Genomic DNA, 18,136 nt, shown 5'->3' on the forward strand with positions numbered 1-18,136 from the left:
TCGATTGATAAAGTTTCGGAAGAAGTGTTGAACACAGTTTCTCTTTCGGAGGAACCGTGTTCTTATTGACTCTTCATTAAGATCAATGAATTTTTCTTCGCTCCATGGGCCCGTGGTCTTAGTTGACCCGATTTTTCGTTACGTTTGGAGTGCATTATGTTCTCCGTTGGAATGCCTCGTCTTGCATCTCTCTGTCTCGTTGCTTCAGGGGTTCTAGTTTTTTCCGGTAGCATTGCGAATGCGCAGCAGACGCAGTACAGTTCGGTGCATCGCAGTGCCGAGCGCACGCTGCCGCAGACCCTGAGTGGCGGGACCAAGGCGCTGCGCGCGAAGCTCGCGGCGGGCCGCAGCGGTATTTCACTGGCGCTGGCGGACTTCGATGGCGATGGAACTCAGGACCTGGTTACGGGTTACAGCACCTCAAGTGGTGGCGCACTCACGCTCCAGCGTGGATCGTCGTCGGCAACGGCGCCGTCTGCCTCTGACTGGGCGGCCATGCAGCGTGGTGAGTTGGTGAGTCCCTTTGTCCAAAGCGGACAGGTGACTGAATTGCCCGTACAGCCAGACTTCCTGAAGGCTGCCGACATCAATGGCAATGGAACGATCGATATCGTGGTTGCGGCGCGCGGCGGCAGTTCCATTTACGTTCTTCTGGGAGATGGTCATGGCGGATTCTCCAAACCCCAGGCCCTGCCTGTGCAGGGAACGATTACGGCTCTTAGTACCTTGCGTACCTCTGACGGGCCCAGCTTTCTGGTTGCCAGCGTATGCGGCGGAGCGGGAGACTGTGTCTTACAGGTGATGGCCGCAGACGGTTCTGCGCGCGCCTCGTTGGCGCTGCCTGAGGCTGCCAGTGTTCTTGAAGCGATCTCCGCCAATGGCCATCAAACTCCGGATATTGCTGTGATTGCCGGTGGCAAGTTATTGCTGGCCGATGGCCCTTCGATCGTGGCAGGTACTGCAAAATTCCAGAGTCTGCCGGTGACCAACGCTGCTGCCATCAGTGCCGGGTCGTTTGTGTATGACCGTCGTGGCTATGCGCAGCTTGCAGTGCTTGATTCCGCGGCAACGTTGCATCTACTGGCGCGGAACGGCGTCGACAGCAGCGTCGTTACGCAGGCGGAGTCGCTGGCAGGCCGGCGAAATCGTTCGAAGGTGGTCGCGACTCCTGGCCCCGCAGGGCTTGGCTGGGCAGAGGTGGAGACGCTGAACAGTGTGGGCTCCGGTGGTGCAACGCCCATTATGCTGCATGCTCGCTTGAGTGGAAGCGGCGGCGACGATTTACTTGTGCTCTCCGGTTCGGAGTACGTCACGGTACGGCACGCTATCGATACGTCCGGCGCAACGGTGAAGACGACACCGTCTGTCACCCTTGACTCCACGAGCAACCGTGCTACGGCGGCCGTTGCCGTGCGAGTGAGCCCGGATGCCCGCCAGGGTGTGGTCATCGCCGACGGCACCGCGAGCCCAAATGTTGCGCCGACGCTGCCTACGGTCAATAAGATTTATACGGTAAATACCACCGCCGACTCTTTCGATAACTTATCCACAGCGGGTCGCTGCACAACGAGTATCACTTGCTCGCTGCGCGACGCCATGGATCTGGCCAACAAGGATTCGGCTTCGAATATCAGCAGCGGCAAGATCGACACGGTAAACCTGCCCGCTGGGACCTATAAGCTGACGAACAACACGAGCTATACAGATCAAGGGGCGGATCTTTCCTACCACATTGAGATCACCGGTCCGGTAAACCTTGTTGGTGCAGGGGCAGGCGGCACTGTTATCGATGGCCAGCAGAACGACAAGATTTTTTCCATCAACTCCGGTATCAATGTAGGCCAGACCATCTTCGATACCTTCATCTCCGGGGTCACGCTACAGAATGCGAAAAACAATAGCAACTTCAACAATGGCGCCTTTGATTTTTACGGCGGCATCCTGGATTGGGATGCGGATGGTGGCGGTAACCTTACGATTACGAACTCCACTCTTCAAAACAGCACTGCTCCCTGGGGTCCTGGCGGTGCGATTGCAGCCTTTGATGCGACTAATGACGGCACGGGGACGGTAGAACTGGACAATTGCGTTGTGCTCGGGAACTCTACCCCTGAAGAGGGTGGTGGTCTTTACATCACTACAGGTGTACCGCTGATCCTGAATGCCACAACGGTCGCTAATAATAAGGCCCTGGTTTCTGTGAATAGCGGTGATTCAGCTGCCTTCGGCCAGGGCGGCGGCATCTTTTACGAACAGGAGACGTCGAGTGTCCAGTCGGCGATCATCAATGGCAGTGTCATTTCAGGCAACCAGGCGACGGACTCCGGCGGCGGTGTTTATACAAATACCGGGCTAGCCATTACTGCTTCGACACTTAGGAACAATACTTCCGGTGCTTCCGGTGGCGGCCTGTTCTTTGATGCCAGCAACCAGATCGGTACGATCACCTCCGGCACATTTACCTCCAACCATGCGAGTACCGATGGTGGAGGAATCTTTGTTCAGTCCGGTATGGCCGGCAACACCTTGAACATGCATTACTCGCGCATTCAGGGCAATACTGCGGGAACACACACGGGGCTTGGCGATGGCTCTGCCGGGGATAACCCCGCAGCGGCAGTCAATGCCACAGATAACTGGTGGGGCTGCAACGGACCAGCCACTGGAACTGGCTGCGATACAGCCGGGGCAAACCTGGGAACACTGACACTCACGCCCTACACGACGCTGGTGATCTCGCTCAACAGCACCACGCCTGCCTCCGGCACCAATGTCATCGCGACGGGCAGCCTGGGCCAGGATTCGGGGGGCACCACTTATACGAAGGCACAGGACGCAGCCTACTTAAACGTTCCTGCAACGCTGACGATCACACAGGGCAGCGCAACGGTGAACTCCTCTGCCACTGCACTCGACCCCAATGCGACGATCACTACGAGCACACCCACGACTGCCTCCGGTACGGCTACGGTTACTGTGGATGGCACCAGTGTTTCAGCGAGCTTTTCTGTAACTTCGCCGATCCTGAAGGTCACCAGCACCCACCTCGGTAGCTTTATCGCGGGCTCAACCGGGAACAACTACACCCTGTCTGTAGCCAACAGCGGCAACGCTTCGACCTCCGGCACGGTGACGGTGGTAGATACACTGCCCAGCGGCTTTACCGCAGCGGCCATGAGCGGTACAGGATGGAATTGTGTTCTGGGTACCTTGACCTGCACTACCACCACCGTGCTCGCGACCGGTTCCTCTCTTCCTGCAATCACTCTTACGGTCAGCGTCAGCGGGACGAATATTGGGGTGTATAGCAATGCCGTTGCGGTGAGCGGGGGAGGGGCAGCCAGTGGGGTCGGAACCGATTCGACCACGGTCGTCGGTCCGCCAACGATGGTCCAAGCCTTTGTCCCCAATACGGCGGGGGTCAACCAGGTTGTGGCTTTGACGTTCCAGATCTCGAACCCCAACACCACGACAGCCCTTACCGGAATCAGCCTTGTCGATATTCTTCCGACGCAGATGGTCATCACCACGCCCAACGGTCTCATCAATACCTGCGGTGGTACGCCGCCGACCGCAGCCGCTGGCGGCAATGCAATCATCATCAGTGGCGCGACGCTGGCGGCAGGCGCCAATTGCACCGTCTCGGTCAATGTCGTCGCCAGCGCCCCTTCAGTCTATGTGGTTAACTCCGGCCCCATCAGCGCGCAAAACGGAGGACTCGGTCTATCGGGTTCGGCTATGCTGACGGTGAATAAACCTCCTACCCTGGTGTCGGTGACTCCGGGCACATCGTCGATCTTCCTGGGGGGTACGACTTCACTCACTTACGTTTTGAGCAATCCCAACGGAGGCACCAGTCTGACGGGCGTTGCCCTTACAGACACCCTGCCTGCAGGACTTATTGTTGGTCTTCCGAATGGAGCTTCCACTACCTGCAGCGGAGGAACGGTGACAGCCGCCTCTGGGGGTAGCACGATCTCTCTAAGTGGCGCAACGCTGGCTGCGAATACGAGCTGCAGCTTCACGGTTGATGTGTTGGGAACCATCGGCGGCAACCTGACCTTCAGCTCAGGAGCGCCGACTTCGGCGAATGGCGGGACAGGCGTAGCGCTATCGGTGAACATCGACGTTATTGCAGAATCGATCTGGCTGATCAATGCGAACGATACGTTAGTTCCAGTCAATAGTGTCGGTAACTCTACCGGGGCTATTGGCACAGCAGGCGGGGTTGGAATGCTTGGCGCTGTGGCCTTCGATCATGCAGGCAATGTCTGGGCGGTCGCTAACGGTACAAACTCCGTCATCGGGTTTACAAGCGTCGGCACGGCGATCACGGTATCGGGAAATGCCGCTGCCGGAGTCAGCTCGCCGACCTCGCTGGCTATCGACGGCCTGGGCATGATCTGGGTCGCAAATGGAAATAACACTGTCAGCGTGCTTGATTCGTCAGGAGCTGCGGTGACGCCGAGTACGGGATATAAGGGCGGATTGATCAGTGCGCCGACCGGCATCATCGTCGACAACTCTGGTTCGGTCTGGATCAGCAACGGCGGCAACGGTTCTGTGACCAAGATCATCGGCGGGGCCGCTCCGGTTACAACGCCTACGGTTACCGGCACCCTCAACAACACGCTCGGAACACGGCCCTAAGCCTTAGAAGCAGGAGAATACGATGCGAATCCTGAAGACAACACGACAGACGATGGAGCGTACAACCTTCGTTCTAGCCCTGACCCTGGCAGCCAGCGGGGTACTCACCGGCTGCAGCACGGGAGCGGGAATGGGCTCTGGTCCTATTCCAGTTCAAGGTGTCGCTGTGCATGGCAACGTGCATGGTGGCCAGCAGCCGATCGTCGGGGCCATCCTTCAGCTCTATGCGGCTGGTTCCAGCGGTTATGGTTCGGCAGCGACGCCGCTCATCTCTTCCGTCGTCAAGACGGACTCTTCCGGCAACTTCAGCATTGGCGGTGACTTTACCTGCACTTCGGGGTCGCAACTGATTTATCTCACCGCGACGCAGGGAGATGCGGGAGCCGGCAACAATCCAAACCTTGCCTTGATGGTTGCCCTGGGGCCGTGCAGTGACCTTGCCTCTATTCCTTTCGTCTGGCTCAACGAAGTGACTACCGTCGCTTCGGTATGGGCTCTGTCGCCCTTTATGACCGGCTTCGCCAATGTTGGCGCACCCGCGTCAAACGTCACCGGTCTGACGAACGCCTTTGTGGATGTCAATACGCTCGTTGATATTACGAAAGGATCGTCGCCAGGAGCCGCTTTGCCAGCGGGTACTTCGGTGCCTTCGTCGGAGATTTATACACTCTCCAATATTCTGGCGTCCTGTGTTAACTCTGCCGGTGGTGCAGCCGGCACTCCGACTACGAATTGCGGAAAGCTCTTTTCCAGCGTGAATCCCGGTACCGGAGCAGCTCCTTCGGACACGATAGCTGCGGCCATGGACATTGCACAGCATCCCGGATTCAACGTGGGTGCGCTCTACACTCTTCCAGGCCCTGATGGCGCGGCTTTTCCGTCGGGGCTCATCCTTCAGCCTAACGACTTCACGATCGCCGTGAACTTTACGAGCGGTGGAATCAGCGCTCCCGCAGCCCTGGCCGCGGATGCTTCCGGCAACGTGTGGGTTGCGAATGGCACTGGAGCCGCGGTAACCGAACTCTCACATAGCGGCACACCTGTACTGGGTTCTCCGTTTGCAGCCAGCCTATCCGGAGCTTCGGCGATCGCAATCGACGCCTCGGGCGGTCCCTGGATTACGAACAAGACCGGAAATTCGGTGAGCCGCCTTACTGCTGCCGGCAGTGTCGTTGCCGGTTCGCCTTACAACACCGCGGGATTCTTCGTGGCTCCTACCGGCATTGCTTTCGATCTTATGGGCAATGCCTGGATCAGCAACAGCGGTGATAACAGCGTGTCGGTACTTAATAGTGCCGGTTCGGTGCAGCGCCATTCTCCGACTGGGCTTAGCATGCCGGTTGGCATTGGAGTTAATCCGCGCTAGTTCCAGAGCTGCTGTAACCTCCGGCTACGCAAAGTGAAGTTCAGAAGCAAAACTACAAATGAGCCGCGTGAGTAAATCCATGAGGCTTGAATCAGGAGCAACAAATGGCACAGTCTTACGTTGGAGAGATACGGGCTGTAGGCTTCAACTTTGCGCCCGTGGGTTGGCTGGTGTGTGATGGGTCACTCTTATCAATCAGTGAGTATGAAGTATTGTTCATCCTTATTGGCACGACCTACGGCGGCGACGGCGTCCAGACCTTTGGTCTGCCCGATCTGCGCGGCCGGACGCCTGTCCATCAAGGCGCAGGTTTTGTTATAGGTCAACTTGCCGGAACTGAAAATGTAACCGTGACGATGCAGACCATGGCGGCTCATAGACATTCGATTGCAGCCCAGAATGGGGATGGCAATACAGGTTCCCCCTCTGGGGCTGTCTTTGCGACTTCGACTGTAGACCAATATGGTCCTGTGGCCAATGGTACTGCCGCTTCCGGCGCCATCCTTACGCAGACAGGCTCTAGTCTCCCGCACGACAATCTACAGCCTTATCTCTGCGTCAACTACATCATCAGCCTATTCGGCGTCTTCCCCAGCCAGAATTAAGGATCTTTATGAGCACACCTTTTCTCGGACAGATTCAGCCGTTTCCCTATAACTTTGCCCCCAAAGGCTGGGCTCTTTGCAATGGCCAGTTACTGCCAATTAGCCAAAGCTCGGCTTTATTCTCCCTCCTGGGAACGACTTATGGAGGCAACGGAATTAACAACTTCGCCTTACCCAATCTCCAGGGATTATGCGCGCTGTCCATGGGGATTGCGCCATCAGGAACTTCTTATATGCTGGGGCAGAAGGCAGGCGAAGCGAATCATGTTCTCTTAGCCACTGAATTGCCCCTGCACACGCACCTTCCGGCGTGTTCGACCGTAACCGGCAATCGTCCAACACCCGTTGGCAGTTTTCCGGCTACCTCGGCGAGCAGTATTTATTTCTCTCCTTCGCCCAGTGCCGCGACGACATTGGGCCCAGGTTCCAGTCTTACGGGCGGCAGCCAGCCCCATGCGAACCAGTCACCTTATCTTGTCCTCAATTTCTGCATAGCTTTGGCGGGTATCTTCCCCTCGCGCAACTAGCTTGTTTTATCGCGAGGGGAATTAAAAGTTATTTGAGTAAGGAGTCTTCTTATGTCATCACCCTTTGTCGGCGAAATCGAGATCTTCGGCTTCAATTTTGCGCCCGTGGGATGGGCCCAGTGCCAGGGGCAGTTAATGCCTATTTCCCAGAATACCGCGCTCTTTTCGCTTCTTGGCACTCAGTTCGGCGGTGATGGGAAATCAACCTTTGGGCTGCCAAACCTGCAGGGCCAGATCCCTGTCGGCCAGGGACAGGGGCCCGGACTGTCTCCATACGTTATCGGAGAAACAGCTGGCTCTGAGACGGTGACTCTTACTCTGGCGGAGATGCCAGGACACACCCACACCTTGCCTGTAGATGCGGGAGATGGAAGAGCTCCTGCACCTTCGCCTACTACTGTGCTGGGAGCCACAGGCAGAGGGGCTGCAGACGTCTATGCAGACTCAGCAACTCCTGGAGCCACGATGACCGTTACCAGCGTAGGGCCTGGTGGCGGCTCACAGGGGCACAACAACATGATGCCGTACCTTACATTGAATTACTGTATTTCGCTACGAGGAATTTTTCCGGCGCGCTCGTAAGTAAGTGCTCGGGGAGTATCTCTGGGCTGCGCAATAGACTACTTGCGGTATAGATGTCATTAAACAACGAGCGGCGAAGCTATAAGCTTCGCCGCTTGTTGTTTGATCCAGCCGCCTGGCTTTAGCGATGTCCACCACCGCCGGCGTGACCGCCTCCGCCGCCACCAGCATGTCCGCCACCACCTCCAGCGTGTCCACCACCGCCACCGGGACGTCCGCCACCGCCACCAGGGCGTCCACCGCCGCCGCCACCAGGACGTCCACCACCGACATGGCCACCGCCACCGTGTACGGCCCCACCGCGATAGCCGCCTCTATATCCGCCGCGTCCGCCACCATATCCGCCGCGACCGTACCCACCACGTCCGGGAACATAGCGGCCGCCGCCACCGCCACCGAAGCGATGACCGCCCCAGCCATGGCCGTAGCCCCAGTTAGCCCACGGGCCAACACCTAGGAAGATGCCGTTATAGAAATAGCCCGGCCCATAAAAACCGCCTGGAGCGCAGGAATAAGGGGGATATTCGTAGTAGCCGTAGGGGCAGACTGGGGGAGGGCCGCCTATGCCGATAACAACCTGTGCCTGACTCGCTGGCGCAAAGGCCAGGGCTGCAAATAACGCTGTTCCACCCAATAACGCTTTCAATCCAAACATACTGGAACCTTCTTTCTCTTTGGTGCGGTTCCTTAAGACGTAATTGGACACGGCGGCATCCGCGTTCAGAGATCTTAAGCGCTTGCCTGAACTAGCGCGCAACTAAATGAGAATGGAAATAATCGGGAAAGGTTGCCCTGAGTCCTAATGCACATGGGTATAAAGGATCGTCTGTTCGCCTTTAGATTTAGAGCTTTGGCGGATACGCTTCAGCGTGTTTCCGTTATCGGCCAGGCTCCAGATCTCTGTGGTGTCGATGATGCGGCCATCTTCGTGCTCGACGATGGTGAAGACAAGAGCCTGGTCGCGCCAGGCGATCTGCGTGTGAAAACTGTCACCGTCGGCTCCGGTCGTGACGGACTCTTTGCCGTCCGTGGTGTAGTGCTGGAGGGCATGCTGCTTCGGGAGAAGGGTACGAAGCGTTGTGGTCTCGACCGTCAACTCGGGATCGTGGTGCTCGATGCGCAGGGTGGTGTCGCCGGAGCGTGCAGGGATGCTGTGCGCATTGTCCTGCTTCCATAGGCCGGAGAAGTCCGAGTGGGCCTGGGCATACGCCGGCAACACGCAAAGAGATATCAGGAAGAAGATTGCCTGGACAGGGAAGAGCTTTCTTAACGCCAACATGCGATCAGATTAGTCGAGCCAAGCTTCGGCAAGGCTGCACTGCGGTCAATTTTCATTCTGACCGCAGCATTGATTCCGGCAGGTGAAGCGTTGTCTGGAGGAATCAGCCTTTTATCAGCGCCAGCATGCATTCATGTGCGATCTGCAGGCCTTCTTCCGCAGGAATGGCCCAGGCCTGTAGCCGTGAGCCTTCCGTCGAAATCCGAACCATGCCTGCAATCGAACGATTGGCCTCATGATCGAGTTCGAGACCCCATCTTCCCAAGCCGACGCACACCTCTTCGCGTAGCCAGGGAGAATCTTCGCCGATACCACCGCCAAAGAGGATGGCGTCCGCTGTACCAAGAGCTGCAAGATAAGCTCCTACTGCCAGGCGAACTCGATAGCTGAACATTTCGAGCGCAAGCTTTGCTGCGGGATCGCTGCGTTTTACGAGCTCTCGCGTATCGAGCGATCCACCCGCGATCCCGCGAAGCCCGGAGCGCTTGTTGAGCAGAGTCAAAATCTCTTCTCCGCTTTTGGACTCCTTCTGCATCAGGTAGGGAATGATGGCTGGATCGATACTTCCGGAGCGGGAGCCCATCATCAGCCCTTCCAGTGGCGTAAATCCCATGGTCGTGTCTACGGATCTTCCGGAGGCGATCGCACAGGCGGAGGATCCGCTCTCCAGATGCAGCGTTATGAGAGAAAGCTCATCCGGGCGTTTGCCGATGGTGTACGCATAATGCTCCAGCATGTAGCGATGCGAAACTCCGTGAAAGCCAAATTTGCGAATTCCATGACGGTCTGCCGTTTCGCGCTCGATCGGGTAACGCCATGCTCTCTCCGGCAACGTGTGATGAAAGACCGTGTCAAACGTTGCAAATGCCGGTATGCCAGGGAGCTTTTCGGCTAAGACATCAAGGATGTCGAGCGAGCTTTTGTTATGCAGTGGCGCCAGTTCCTCCAGGGCTGCGATGTCGCTCCGGACGTTCTCCGTAACGCGCACGGCACTCTTATATTTCGATCCACCATGCACTACGCGTACGGCGGTGAACGTCAGTTGTTCCAGCTTGTGGGATAGTTCGTCTTGCTCACGTATCCAGCTCAGGGCTGTCCGAACCGCGGATTTCATGTCTGTAACGTTGGCATCGCGTTCGGAGATAACCTCTCGGCCTCTGTAGACCGAAAGGTTGGCCTCTTTGCCGATATCATCGAGCGCTGCACTGGCCAGCTTTGTTGTCTGTGAAGCTGTATGTTGCTTCTCATCCAGTTCGAGTAGCTCGAATTTCAGTGAATTGCTGCCCGGATTAAAAACCAATGCGATGGCCATAAACATTGGATGCGAGTGCGCGATAAAAATCTGGTATGCGATGGATGATCCGCGAAGAGATAGATGGAGAAAAGCACCGCTTAACGACTTCATCAGAGGCTATTAAGCAAGGGCAGAGGCTCGTCTGGATTCGGGCAGACCAGCATCTCCGGACCATTATTCTTCACATTCCCTACCCCTGAATTGCAGGGACTCAACTGCATCGCTTCAGAGTCGTAGGGTCTTAATAAATGCAAGGGTGGAGGGCGAAGGCCATCACGGTCCAGCCATTCTGCCCAGTCGCGCTGGCGCAGGATCACAGGCATCCGTGTGTGAACCTGAGACATAAGCTCGTTGGCTTCGGTGGTAATGATGGAGAAGCTTTGTAACCATGTGTCCACGGTCTGCGGTGAGGTCTTGGGTTCTTTCCATGCGTCCCAGAGGCCAGCGAACGCCATGGGCTCACCGTCCGTGAGGCTGATAGCGTAGGGCTGTTTCTTGGGCTTCCTGGATTGATCTAATGTCTTCCACTCGTAGAATCCATCCGCAGGTATGAGGCAGCGCCGGCTCTTGAGTGGTGCTTTCCAGGTGGGAGAGCTGGAAAGTGTCTCAGCTTTGGCGTTGAACGTGGAGAACCCTTTGAAGTCCGCGAGGCTCCTGGCGGAGAATGGGACCAGGCCCCACCTGGCTAAGACCATCTCGCGTTCGCTGCTGTCCCGCTCCTGGCGAACGATGGGCTGGAAGGTACTCGGAGCGATGTTGTAGTTCGGTGGCAAGGGGTCGGCAAAAGCTTTGGATGCCTGGAGCTTTTCGGCTATCTTCTGTTTCTTGCGTTTGTTGTAGTACCGGCCACACATGGCTAGACCTTATTACATTTAGGGCAGGTTGCGCTGAAGAGGGACGAGATGCATTCGTGCAAGTGGTAAGTGAAGCTACCTGAGACGCAAAATCGCCCGGCCCTCATGAGAGGCTGCCGGGCGTTTTGCTTGCCTGTACTGCAATTTGGGACGGTCTAGTCACTAAGTCCGGTCACTTGCCCGAGTAAGGATTGCCGTCGAGGTAAAGGCTGTCGTGCCTTTCTATACGGCTCTTTACGAGGCCCTTTTTGACTGCTTTCTTTACGGTTTTCTTTGCTGGAGCCTTTTTGCGAGGGACAGTGGTCTCATGTCGGTCCAACGACCTGTAACGGCTGTTGTCTTCTTGGCAGCTTTCTTCGCAGTCGCTTTCTTGACGGCTTTCTTCGCTGGGGCTTTCTTCACTGCCTTCTTCGCAACGGCCTTCTTTGCCGATGCTTTCTTTGGTGGCAGGGCGTTGTAGGCCCCGATGTACATGAGCGACTTTGCTGGGGACTTCTTTACGGCTTTCTTTGCAGCTTTCTTCGTTGCCAAGGTGTTACCTCCGATAATTGCCTTTTGGGAGTCCACGCCATGATTACGCGAGACACCGCGAGGTGGAAAGAACCTTGTTTGGTGCAGGCTTGTCTCTTCAGCTTGATGAACTGCTCACCAGGGAGATCTAGCAGGGACTTTTCGCATCGTTTTCCAGTAAATCGAGGCAAGACAGGAAAACAGACCCCATATGGAGGAGGCTGTTTTCCAATGACTTGAAAAAGAGATGGTGGCAGTGATGCTGCTGCGTGTTCTGCAACCATTTGTGGTTGCAGACGAAAATAGTTGCAGTTAGGGATTCGCCCCCCCCCCCGACATCCTGCTTGAAAGCAGGCATTCTAGCCAACATACCAGGACTTCGCTTCCAGTCTTTACAGTAACGGTAAATCGTGGGTTCGCTGTGAACTATCTGCGGCGCGGCTGTTCAGTGTTCCATCTGCAAAAGGTATTCGGGTATAGCACGCTAGATATGACGCGGCGATATGCGAACCGATATATAAGCGGTGCATGAGCGGATGAGTTTGCTATTGAGTTAGTAGCCTTAGCGGGGCCTTGCTGAAGTTGTAGAGTGCCTTCGGTGTTTGTCTATATAGTTCACAAGATCCCCCACGCTTTTTAGAGCCTGTTTATCACTCGAAGGTATCTGTAGGCCGTATGCTTCCTCGATTTGCATGATGATCTCGGTTTTGTCCAAGGGAGACGCTCCTAGGTCTAAAACCAAGTCAGAGTCGGGTTTGATCTTAGCTGCGTCTATCTGCAGTTGCTCAACCAGGAGTTGAGTGATTTCATCCTGTGTCGTAGCGACCCTTTTCGGTGCGGTGCCAGGCTTGCTCGGCGACGGTGTTGAGGTGCCACTGAGTTTCACGCTCGGATTTGGCGCTATCGTGATATTTGATGATTGGGTGTCGCCGGGGTTGGGGGCCAGGGCGATGGATTGAGGCTTTTCTCGCAAGTCGCGCCAACCCACGATTGCCAGTATGCCGACAAGCACCAACGCACCGATGGTGCGCCAGAATCTAGATCCTGCATGCAATACACAGAGCAAAACGAAGGCGGCAGCGGACACCGTTAGCATCACGGCCACTACTACGGCGTCGTCTGCTCTAAACGCGGCGAGAGCAATACCCGAGCCGATTACGAATAAGAGCCATTCTTTCGGTGTTAGCCGGATACGTTGCTCGTCTTGGGCCATGCTCTCCATCCTTGTGCTGCACCAACATCCAACCGTCAAATGTATGCTCGCTCGACTTGACCTGCCGCCATGCCTAACCGCGCGACGGCGGACCTTCAAGCGGAGCTATCGAAGTATCCGCATTTCCTCGCTGCCTATGAGCGCGTCATTATGAAGTTGAGCGTATGAGCGGTTCCGAGGTGTCACTATGAGAACTCTAATCATCGCTTGCAAAGCCTAGCTCTCTTCGTCGAGTGGGATCTTAGGTGTTTCTAGCCAGCCGCCCTTTTCATTCACTTCGAAGGCTGATGAGACGAATTCCTGGTTCACAAGGAGCGCTGTTGTTGCGAAATAACGCCCATCTTGTGATAGGTAACGAGCTTGAAGCCCGGCTAACGCAACTCTCTGCAAGTCCATGTGAAGGACCACGCTTTCACTAGGGCCTAGAATATTTTGGTTGAGCGAAATTGCGTCCCGAGTGGTGTCCCGATAATTGAAAACTATATCGAGTGCGACACCTTGTCCGTGATTCGACACGATGTTTTGGAGGGTGCCGCTCATCGTGGGATGCGGACGCTTGCCGACAACTAACACAGGCCGCATTTCATTGAGAAGTTGAACGCGGATGAGTGCGTTATGTGCTCTTTCGGCTAAGGCGCTCTCTTCTGTTGCTATGCGTTGTGCGTCTGATACAGATGTAGATGATTTCGCTGCTGCTACCTGCTCGATTGCGGCGTCTGCCTGCATTCTAGCGGCCAGTGCCTGAGCATTAACCGCGACAAGGGTCTTTGCCAAGACCCACACAGTCAACACACTGAGAACGGAGCCGAGGATTATTCCTAGAGCTGTGGCGTTCTGACCGTAGGTGAGCCAATGCCACGGATGTTGCAGTTGGTATAGATATGGATGCTGGACCATCGTTTACTTCTTGATGACAAGAGTGCCGGGATGGGCTAGGTAGGTAGCGACAGTTTCATTGTTTGCATCCGCAAAAATGATTATGTTGTCTTTAGAAACCCAATGATCGTGCGCTTTGACTTCGAATGGATCACCGGCACCCGACGGTGGCGTCACCACGTAAGTGTTCATAGATCCTTCTTCTGATGATTTGATAGGGGCCGGGAGCCTTGCGGTCGTTGATATCCTGCCATAGACTTTCGGCTAGGACGGAAACCCGCATAAAACATTGAAAATGAAAATGGTGGGCAGTGAGGGACTCGAACCCCCGACATCCTGCTTGTAAGGCAGGCGCTCTAACCAACTGAGCTAACCGCCCGCTTTGAGCGAACTTATCTAGTGTAGGACAGAGAAGGGCTGTGCGCCAAATTTAGAGCTTTGGCTCCCAGCCCTTTTCGTACTCGCGCCGGGTCAGGGCGAGTGCCGCAGGGTCGTTCACGATGTGTCCATTGGCCGGATCGAGCTTCAGGACGCGGTTGGTCTCCCAGGCGTAGTTTGCCAACTGCAGCATGGTGACAGCTACGTAGCCCTGCGAGACCGGCGAATGCAGCGCCTCGCCCTTCTGGATGGCTGCGATCAGGTTGCCGAAGTGGGCGTCCGTCATCGAGTCCTTGCCGGTGAGGTCGGAGGAGGAGGTCTTCTGCGTGCTGACCTTGAACTCGTCCGTCTTCTTGCCACCGCCGTTGTAGACCTCGTAGCCGTCGCGATCCACGATGACCGAGCCGTTGGTTCCCATGATGAGGGCGCCGCGGTCGCGGTCGTAACGCTTCATGGGATTGCAGCAGCGGCCTTCCCAGGTGATTAGCTTGTCGTCGTACTTCCAGTTGACGGAGAGCGTGTCGTAGAACTGCCAATCGTCCGAGAAGGCATAGCGTCCGCCTGAGGCTTCGACGCTGTTGGGGAACTCGGCCCCGAGGGCCCAGCGGCAGACATCGACCTCGTGGGTGCCGTTGTTCAGGGTTTCTCCGGTGCCCCAGTGCTTGAACCAGTGCCAGTTATAGGGCTGGTAGTTGTCGTGATACGGCTTGCGCGGTGCCGGCCCCTGCCAGAGCTCCCAGTCCAGGGTGGAGGGAACCGGAACTTCCTTCCCGACGCCAATGGACTTGCGGTTGTTCGCATACCAGGCTGAGGCCATGTAGGCCTTGCCGATCAGGCCGTTGTGGATGTCGCCGACGATCTTGATCGTGTGCGGCGAAGAGCGCTGTTGATTGCCCATCTGGGCATGCTTGCCGTACTTCTTCTGGGCAGCGACGAGAAGTTCGCCCTCGTGCGGGTTGTAGCTGCAGGGCTTCTCCACGTAGACGTGCTTGCCGGCTTCGAGGCCGAGGATGGCCATGGGGGCGTGCCAGTGGTCGGGGGTAGCGATGGTAATCGCGTCCACATCCTTGGAGGCGAGGACTTTACGGAAGTCCTTCGCGGTGGCGGGTGCATAGCCGAGTTCCTTCTGGGTGGCGCCGGCGAATTTATCGAGGATGTTGCTTTCGACGTCGCACACGTGAGTGATGCGAGAGGTGGCCTGGTTCGCCTTGAGCGCGGAGAGATGAGCATAGGCGCGGCCATTCAGCCCGATGACGGCGAAGTTTACGCGGTCGTTTGCGCCTGCAATCTGGGCATAGCTTTTCGCCGAGGATGCGACGGCGAGGGTTGCTGCTCCTGCAGCCAGGGTGCCGGTAAATTCACGTCGAGAGATCACGGTTCCTCCTTGGAGGGTTCTTTTCGGTTGTCGTTGCGGGCGACGCCGATGTGGCGCGCTGAGATAGAACAAACTTTCTTGCGGGATAACGTTACATCACCGCCAAGGTCTTTTCAAATTGCGTTCGATATTCAAGCGGTTTTCAAGTAGGAGGCTGGATCGTTTCACCTGTGCACCCCTTCAATCAGTGCTGGAAGACAACTCATTCTCACCTGTGACAGAATTCTGAGGACTGGTATCGATCCCAGCAATCTGGAGGGAAGTGTATGGCGGTTTCGCGAAGAGAGTTTGTCCTGGGGGTGGCGGCTGCGGCCGTGTCGACGAAGATGATCGCGCAGAAGACGCAGACGTGCCCCTTTCGTCTTGCGGTGATCAACGATGAGATCGGCACGGACTTCGAGCGCTCCTGTCATATCGCCGCGCATGATTTTGGACTGAGCTGGATCGAGATTCGCACGCTGTGGGGCAAGAGCCTTACAGATGCAAGCGCGGACCAGGTGGCGGAGGCGAAGAAGATTCTCGCGAAGTACAACCTGAAGGTCACCGATCTGGCCAGCCCGCTTTTCAAGACGGATCTGCCGGGCGCTCCCAGTTCGAAATCGGGTACGCCTCACGATACGTTTCACTCCGACGTTCCTTACAAGGAACAGGATGAGTTGCTGGAAAAGCTGATCGATCTGTCGAAGACATTCGGCACCGATCGCATTCGCTGTTTCGATTTCTGGCGGCTGCAGGACCAGAAGCCGTGGCGTGCGGAGATCAACCGCAAGCTGATCGAGGCTTCAGAGAAGTGCGCGAAGCATGATCTGATCCTGCTGTTGGAGAACGAGATGGCTTGCAACACGGGCTCTGGTCCAGAGGCTGCCGCTTTGCTGGCTGCCATTCCGAATAAGAACTTCATGCTCAACTGGGACCTTGGTAACTCCGGGACCTTCCCCGGCGATGTGCCGTATCCCAATGACTACGAGAAGCTGCCGAAGCACCGCATCGGACATGTCCATTGCAAGAATGTGAAGCGCACTCCTGGTGGGAAGACTGAGTTCCAATGGCAGCCTGTGGACGTTGGCCTGGTCGACTGGGTCGGTCAGTTCAAGGCGCTGAAGCGTGACGGATATCACTACGCCGTGAGCCTGGAGACGCATTGGCGTGGGGGGCCCGGAGACACGCCGGACGCCATCGCCGAGTCTTCGACCCGCATCAGCATGAAGGGGCTGAAGGATTGTCTGGGCAAGGCTGGGATTAGCTGCTAAGGACTGATTAAGGAACTTGCTGTTGTTTTTCGGAGTAGTAGCGGCCTTTAGGCCGCGGAAACAGGGCACAACTTTTATGGGCTTTAGCCCTGGGCCTTTCGTTGGGCACAGGAAAGAAGCCCAGGGCTAAAGCCCTTTCTTGCGGGGCTTTTATTCCGGGGCCTAAAGGCCCCGGCTACTCCGAAAGACAACAGCAAAAACAGGGGCAACAGCAAAGCCTGAAGTAACAAATTCAAAGGCAACCGCAAACTTAATGGCAACCGCAAGTCCATTTCAAATTCAGTGAGGATGAGGTTCGAAGGTCGGCAAGATGCAAGCGATCAAGCGCAAATTCGCGACCACGCTGATGATGGCGGCTTTTGCTACGACACCCGTGGCGAAAGCCGTTGCGCCTCGGCCTCTTACGCTCTATACGACGACGCACCCAGCCATGGGTACGGAGTTCACGCTGTATCTCTACAGCGCGGATGCGGCTGTCGCTGCGGAGACTTCAGAGGAGGTGTTCGATGAGGTGGATCGCGTCGAGCAACTGCTTTCGAACTATCGGGATTCCAGCGAACTCTCACGCATCAACCAGAATGCGGCTGCGTCGCCTGTAACCACAGACCCGGAGATGCTGGACTTCCTTACGCAGTCGGAGCACTGGAGCAGCGCCAGCGATGGAGCCTTCGACATCACCGTTGGCCGGCTGATGAAGGCGTGGGGGTTCTATCGCCATAGCGGACGTATTCCTCCCGAGGAAGAACTGCGGCAGTTGCGGGCGGCAACGGGTTGGGAGAAGGTGCAACTCGATCCCGCTGCGCGCACCGTGCACTTCACTTTGCCTGGGGTGGAACTGGATCCCGGCGGTATCGGCAAGGGTTTTGCAGTCGATGCGGCGGTGCGCATTTTGCGTGCGCAGCATGTTGTCGCCGCGATGTTTTCGGCCGGTAGCAGCACGCTCTATGCCCTGGGTGCTCCGCCCCATCTTGCAGGGTGGCGGGTCGTGGTGCCGGGGCCTCTGCCTTCACATGACAGCCTGTCGGTCATCACGCTGCGCGATACTTCGCTCTCCAGCGCCAACTGCAGCGAGAAGAACTTTACAGTGGCCGGTCATCTTTACTGCCACATCATGGACCCTCGCACGATGCGGCCCGTAGAAGGACGCATTCAGGTCAGCATCGTCGATCCCTCTGCCACGGCAAGCGATGCGCTCTCGAATGTAATCTTTGTGGAGACGCCCGGGCAGAGTGTAGAGACTCTGAAGAAGTATGCTCCCGAAGCTCGCGCTCTCATCGTCTCCGGCGATGCGGGGCATCCTCATTGCACGATGTTTCACTGGGGCGTAGCGATCGACTCCAAGCGTTGCTCCCTCTGACAAAATTTATGAATTCAAGG

Annotated in this window: 16 protein-coding genes and 1 tRNA gene; 7 read left to right on the top strand and 10 right to left on the bottom strand. The window is 56.5% G+C overall.

Annotated elements, in window-relative coordinates:
- The first annotated feature begins 156 nt into the window (after positions 1-156).
- From HDF15_RS21080 to HDF15_RS21100, 5 genes are all read left to right on the top strand, one after another.
- Positions 157-4,650 carry an FG-GAP repeat protein gene (locus HDF15_RS21080; protein WP_184259181.1) on the top strand — a complete coding sequence of 1,498 codons (4,494 nt, stop codon included), beginning with the start codon at positions 157-159 and terminating at the stop codon, positions 4,648-4,650.
- 22 nt (positions 4,651-4,672) lie between these two features.
- Positions 4,673-6,016 (top strand): hypothetical protein, encoded by a 1,344-nt coding sequence (locus tag HDF15_RS21085; protein ID WP_184259183.1) that lies wholly within the window; start codon positions 4,673-4,675, stop codon positions 6,014-6,016.
- A gap of 104 nt (positions 6,017-6,120) precedes the next feature.
- The gene (locus HDF15_RS21090) at positions 6,121-6,621 is read left to right on the top strand and encodes a phage tail protein (RefSeq protein WP_184259185.1); all 501 of its coding nucleotides are present in this window, start codon (positions 6,121-6,123) and stop codon (positions 6,619-6,621) included.
- Positions 6,622-6,629: 8 nt separating this feature from the next.
- On the top strand, positions 6,630-7,148 hold the full coding sequence (locus HDF15_RS21095; RefSeq protein ID WP_184259187.1) for a phage tail protein: 519 nt from the start codon (positions 6,630-6,632) through the stop codon (positions 7,146-7,148).
- Positions 7,149-7,199: 51 nt separating this feature from the next.
- Positions 7,200-7,730 (top strand): phage tail protein, encoded by a 531-nt coding sequence (locus HDF15_RS21100; RefSeq protein ID WP_184259189.1) that lies wholly within the window; start codon positions 7,200-7,202, stop codon positions 7,728-7,730.
- Between the two features lie 121 nt (positions 7,731-7,851).
- Here HDF15_RS21100 and HDF15_RS21105 read toward each other — a convergent pair whose 3' ends face one another.
- From HDF15_RS21105 to HDF15_RS21150, 10 genes are all read right to left on the bottom strand, one after another.
- On the bottom strand, positions 7,852-8,385 hold the full coding sequence (locus tag HDF15_RS21105; RefSeq protein WP_184259191.1) for a hypothetical protein: 534 nt from the start codon (positions 8,383-8,385) through the stop codon (positions 7,852-7,854).
- 144 nt (positions 8,386-8,529) lie between these two features.
- The gene (locus HDF15_RS21110; RefSeq protein ID WP_184259193.1) at positions 8,530-9,009 is read right to left on the bottom strand and encodes a hypothetical protein; all 480 of its coding nucleotides are present in this window, start codon (positions 9,007-9,009) and stop codon (positions 8,530-8,532) included.
- 103 nt (positions 9,010-9,112) lie between these two features.
- Positions 9,113-10,321: an acetate/propionate family kinase gene (locus tag HDF15_RS21115; RefSeq protein ID WP_184259195.1), complete on the bottom strand. Its 1,209-nt coding sequence runs from the start codon at positions 10,319-10,321 to the stop codon at positions 9,113-9,115.
- 92 nt (positions 10,322-10,413) lie between these two features.
- The gene (locus tag HDF15_RS21120; protein WP_184259197.1) at positions 10,414-11,157 is read right to left on the bottom strand and encodes an SOS response-associated peptidase; all 744 of its coding nucleotides are present in this window, start codon (positions 11,155-11,157) and stop codon (positions 10,414-10,416) included.
- Positions 11,158-11,418: 261 nt separating this feature from the next.
- Entirely contained in the window at positions 11,419-11,688 is a 270-nt protein-coding gene (locus tag HDF15_RS21125; protein ID WP_221314547.1) for a hypothetical protein, read from the bottom strand.
- Positions 11,689-12,229: 541 nt separating this feature from the next.
- Complete coding sequence (locus HDF15_RS21130) at positions 12,230-12,880, bottom strand: acyl carrier protein (protein ID WP_184259199.1); 651 nt, start codon at positions 12,878-12,880, stop codon at positions 12,230-12,232.
- A gap of 216 nt (positions 12,881-13,096) precedes the next feature.
- The gene (locus tag HDF15_RS21135; protein ID WP_184259201.1) at positions 13,097-13,777 is read right to left on the bottom strand and encodes a hypothetical protein; all 681 of its coding nucleotides are present in this window, start codon (positions 13,775-13,777) and stop codon (positions 13,097-13,099) included.
- 3 nt (positions 13,778-13,780) lie between these two features.
- Positions 13,781-13,948 (bottom strand): hypothetical protein, encoded by a 168-nt coding sequence (locus HDF15_RS21140; RefSeq protein ID WP_184259203.1) that lies wholly within the window; start codon positions 13,946-13,948, stop codon positions 13,781-13,783.
- A gap of 110 nt (positions 13,949-14,058) precedes the next feature.
- Positions 14,059-14,135, bottom strand: a tRNA-Val gene (locus HDF15_RS21145).
- A 51-nt stretch (positions 14,136-14,186) separates the two neighbouring features.
- On the bottom strand, positions 14,187-15,509 hold the full coding sequence (locus HDF15_RS21150; RefSeq protein WP_184259205.1) for a Gfo/Idh/MocA family protein: 1,323 nt from the start codon (positions 15,507-15,509) through the stop codon (positions 14,187-14,189).
- Between the two features lie 266 nt (positions 15,510-15,775).
- Between HDF15_RS21150 and HDF15_RS21155 the strand changes: the two genes are divergently transcribed.
- Both HDF15_RS21155 and HDF15_RS21160 read left to right on the top strand, forming a co-directional pair.
- On the top strand, positions 15,776-16,759 hold the full coding sequence (locus HDF15_RS21155) for a sugar phosphate isomerase/epimerase (RefSeq protein ID WP_184259207.1): 984 nt from the start codon (positions 15,776-15,778) through the stop codon (positions 16,757-16,759).
- Positions 16,760-17,069: 310 nt separating this feature from the next.
- Positions 17,070-18,116, top strand: coding sequence for an FAD:protein FMN transferase (locus HDF15_RS21160; protein ID WP_184259209.1), 1,047 nt, complete (start codon positions 17,070-17,072; stop codon positions 18,114-18,116).
- Positions 18,117-18,136: the final 20 nt, after the last annotated feature.

This window comes from Granulicella mallensis (assembly GCF_014203225.1).
Lineage (GTDB): Bacteria > Acidobacteriota > Terriglobia > Terriglobales > Acidobacteriaceae > Granulicella > Granulicella mallensis_A.

Coding starts and splice junctions, on each gene's coding strand:
- HDF15_RS21095 (WP_184259187.1), top strand. CDS start 6,630: ATGAGCACACCTTTTCTCGGACAGATTCAGCCGTTTCCCTATAACTTT.
- HDF15_RS21080 (WP_184259181.1), top strand. CDS start 157: ATGTTCTCCGTTGGAATGCCTCGTCTTGCATCTCTCTGTCTCGTTGCT.
- HDF15_RS21110 (WP_184259193.1), bottom strand. CDS start 9,009: ATGTTGGCGTTAAGAAAGCTCTTCCCTGTCCAGGCAATCTTCTTCCTG.
- HDF15_RS21105 (WP_184259191.1), bottom strand. CDS start 8,385: ATGTTTGGATTGAAAGCGTTATTGGGTGGAACAGCGTTATTTGCAGCC.
- HDF15_RS21085 (WP_184259183.1), top strand. CDS start 4,673: ATGCGAATCCTGAAGACAACACGACAGACGATGGAGCGTACAACCTTC.
- HDF15_RS21160 (WP_184259209.1), top strand. CDS start 17,070: ATGCAAGCGATCAAGCGCAAATTCGCGACCACGCTGATGATGGCGGCT.
- HDF15_RS21155 (WP_184259207.1), top strand. CDS start 15,776: ATGGCGGTTTCGCGAAGAGAGTTTGTCCTGGGGGTGGCGGCTGCGGCC.
- HDF15_RS21100 (WP_184259189.1), top strand. CDS start 7,200: ATGTCATCACCCTTTGTCGGCGAAATCGAGATCTTCGGCTTCAATTTT.
- HDF15_RS21120 (WP_184259197.1), bottom strand. CDS start 11,157: ATGTGTGGCCGGTACTACAACAAACGCAAGAAACAGAAGATAGCCGAA.
- HDF15_RS21090 (WP_184259185.1), top strand. CDS start 6,121: ATGGCACAGTCTTACGTTGGAGAGATACGGGCTGTAGGCTTCAACTTT.
- HDF15_RS21135 (WP_184259201.1), bottom strand. CDS start 13,777: ATGGTCCAGCATCCATATCTATACCAACTGCAACATCCGTGGCATTGG.
- HDF15_RS21130 (WP_184259199.1), bottom strand. CDS start 12,880: ATGGCCCAAGACGAGCAACGTATCCGGCTAACACCGAAAGAATGGCTC.
- HDF15_RS21140 (WP_184259203.1), bottom strand. CDS start 13,948: ATGAACACTTACGTGGTGACGCCACCGTCGGGTGCCGGTGATCCATTC.
- HDF15_RS21115 (WP_184259195.1), bottom strand. CDS start 10,321: ATGGCCATCGCATTGGTTTTTAATCCGGGCAGCAATTCACTGAAATTC.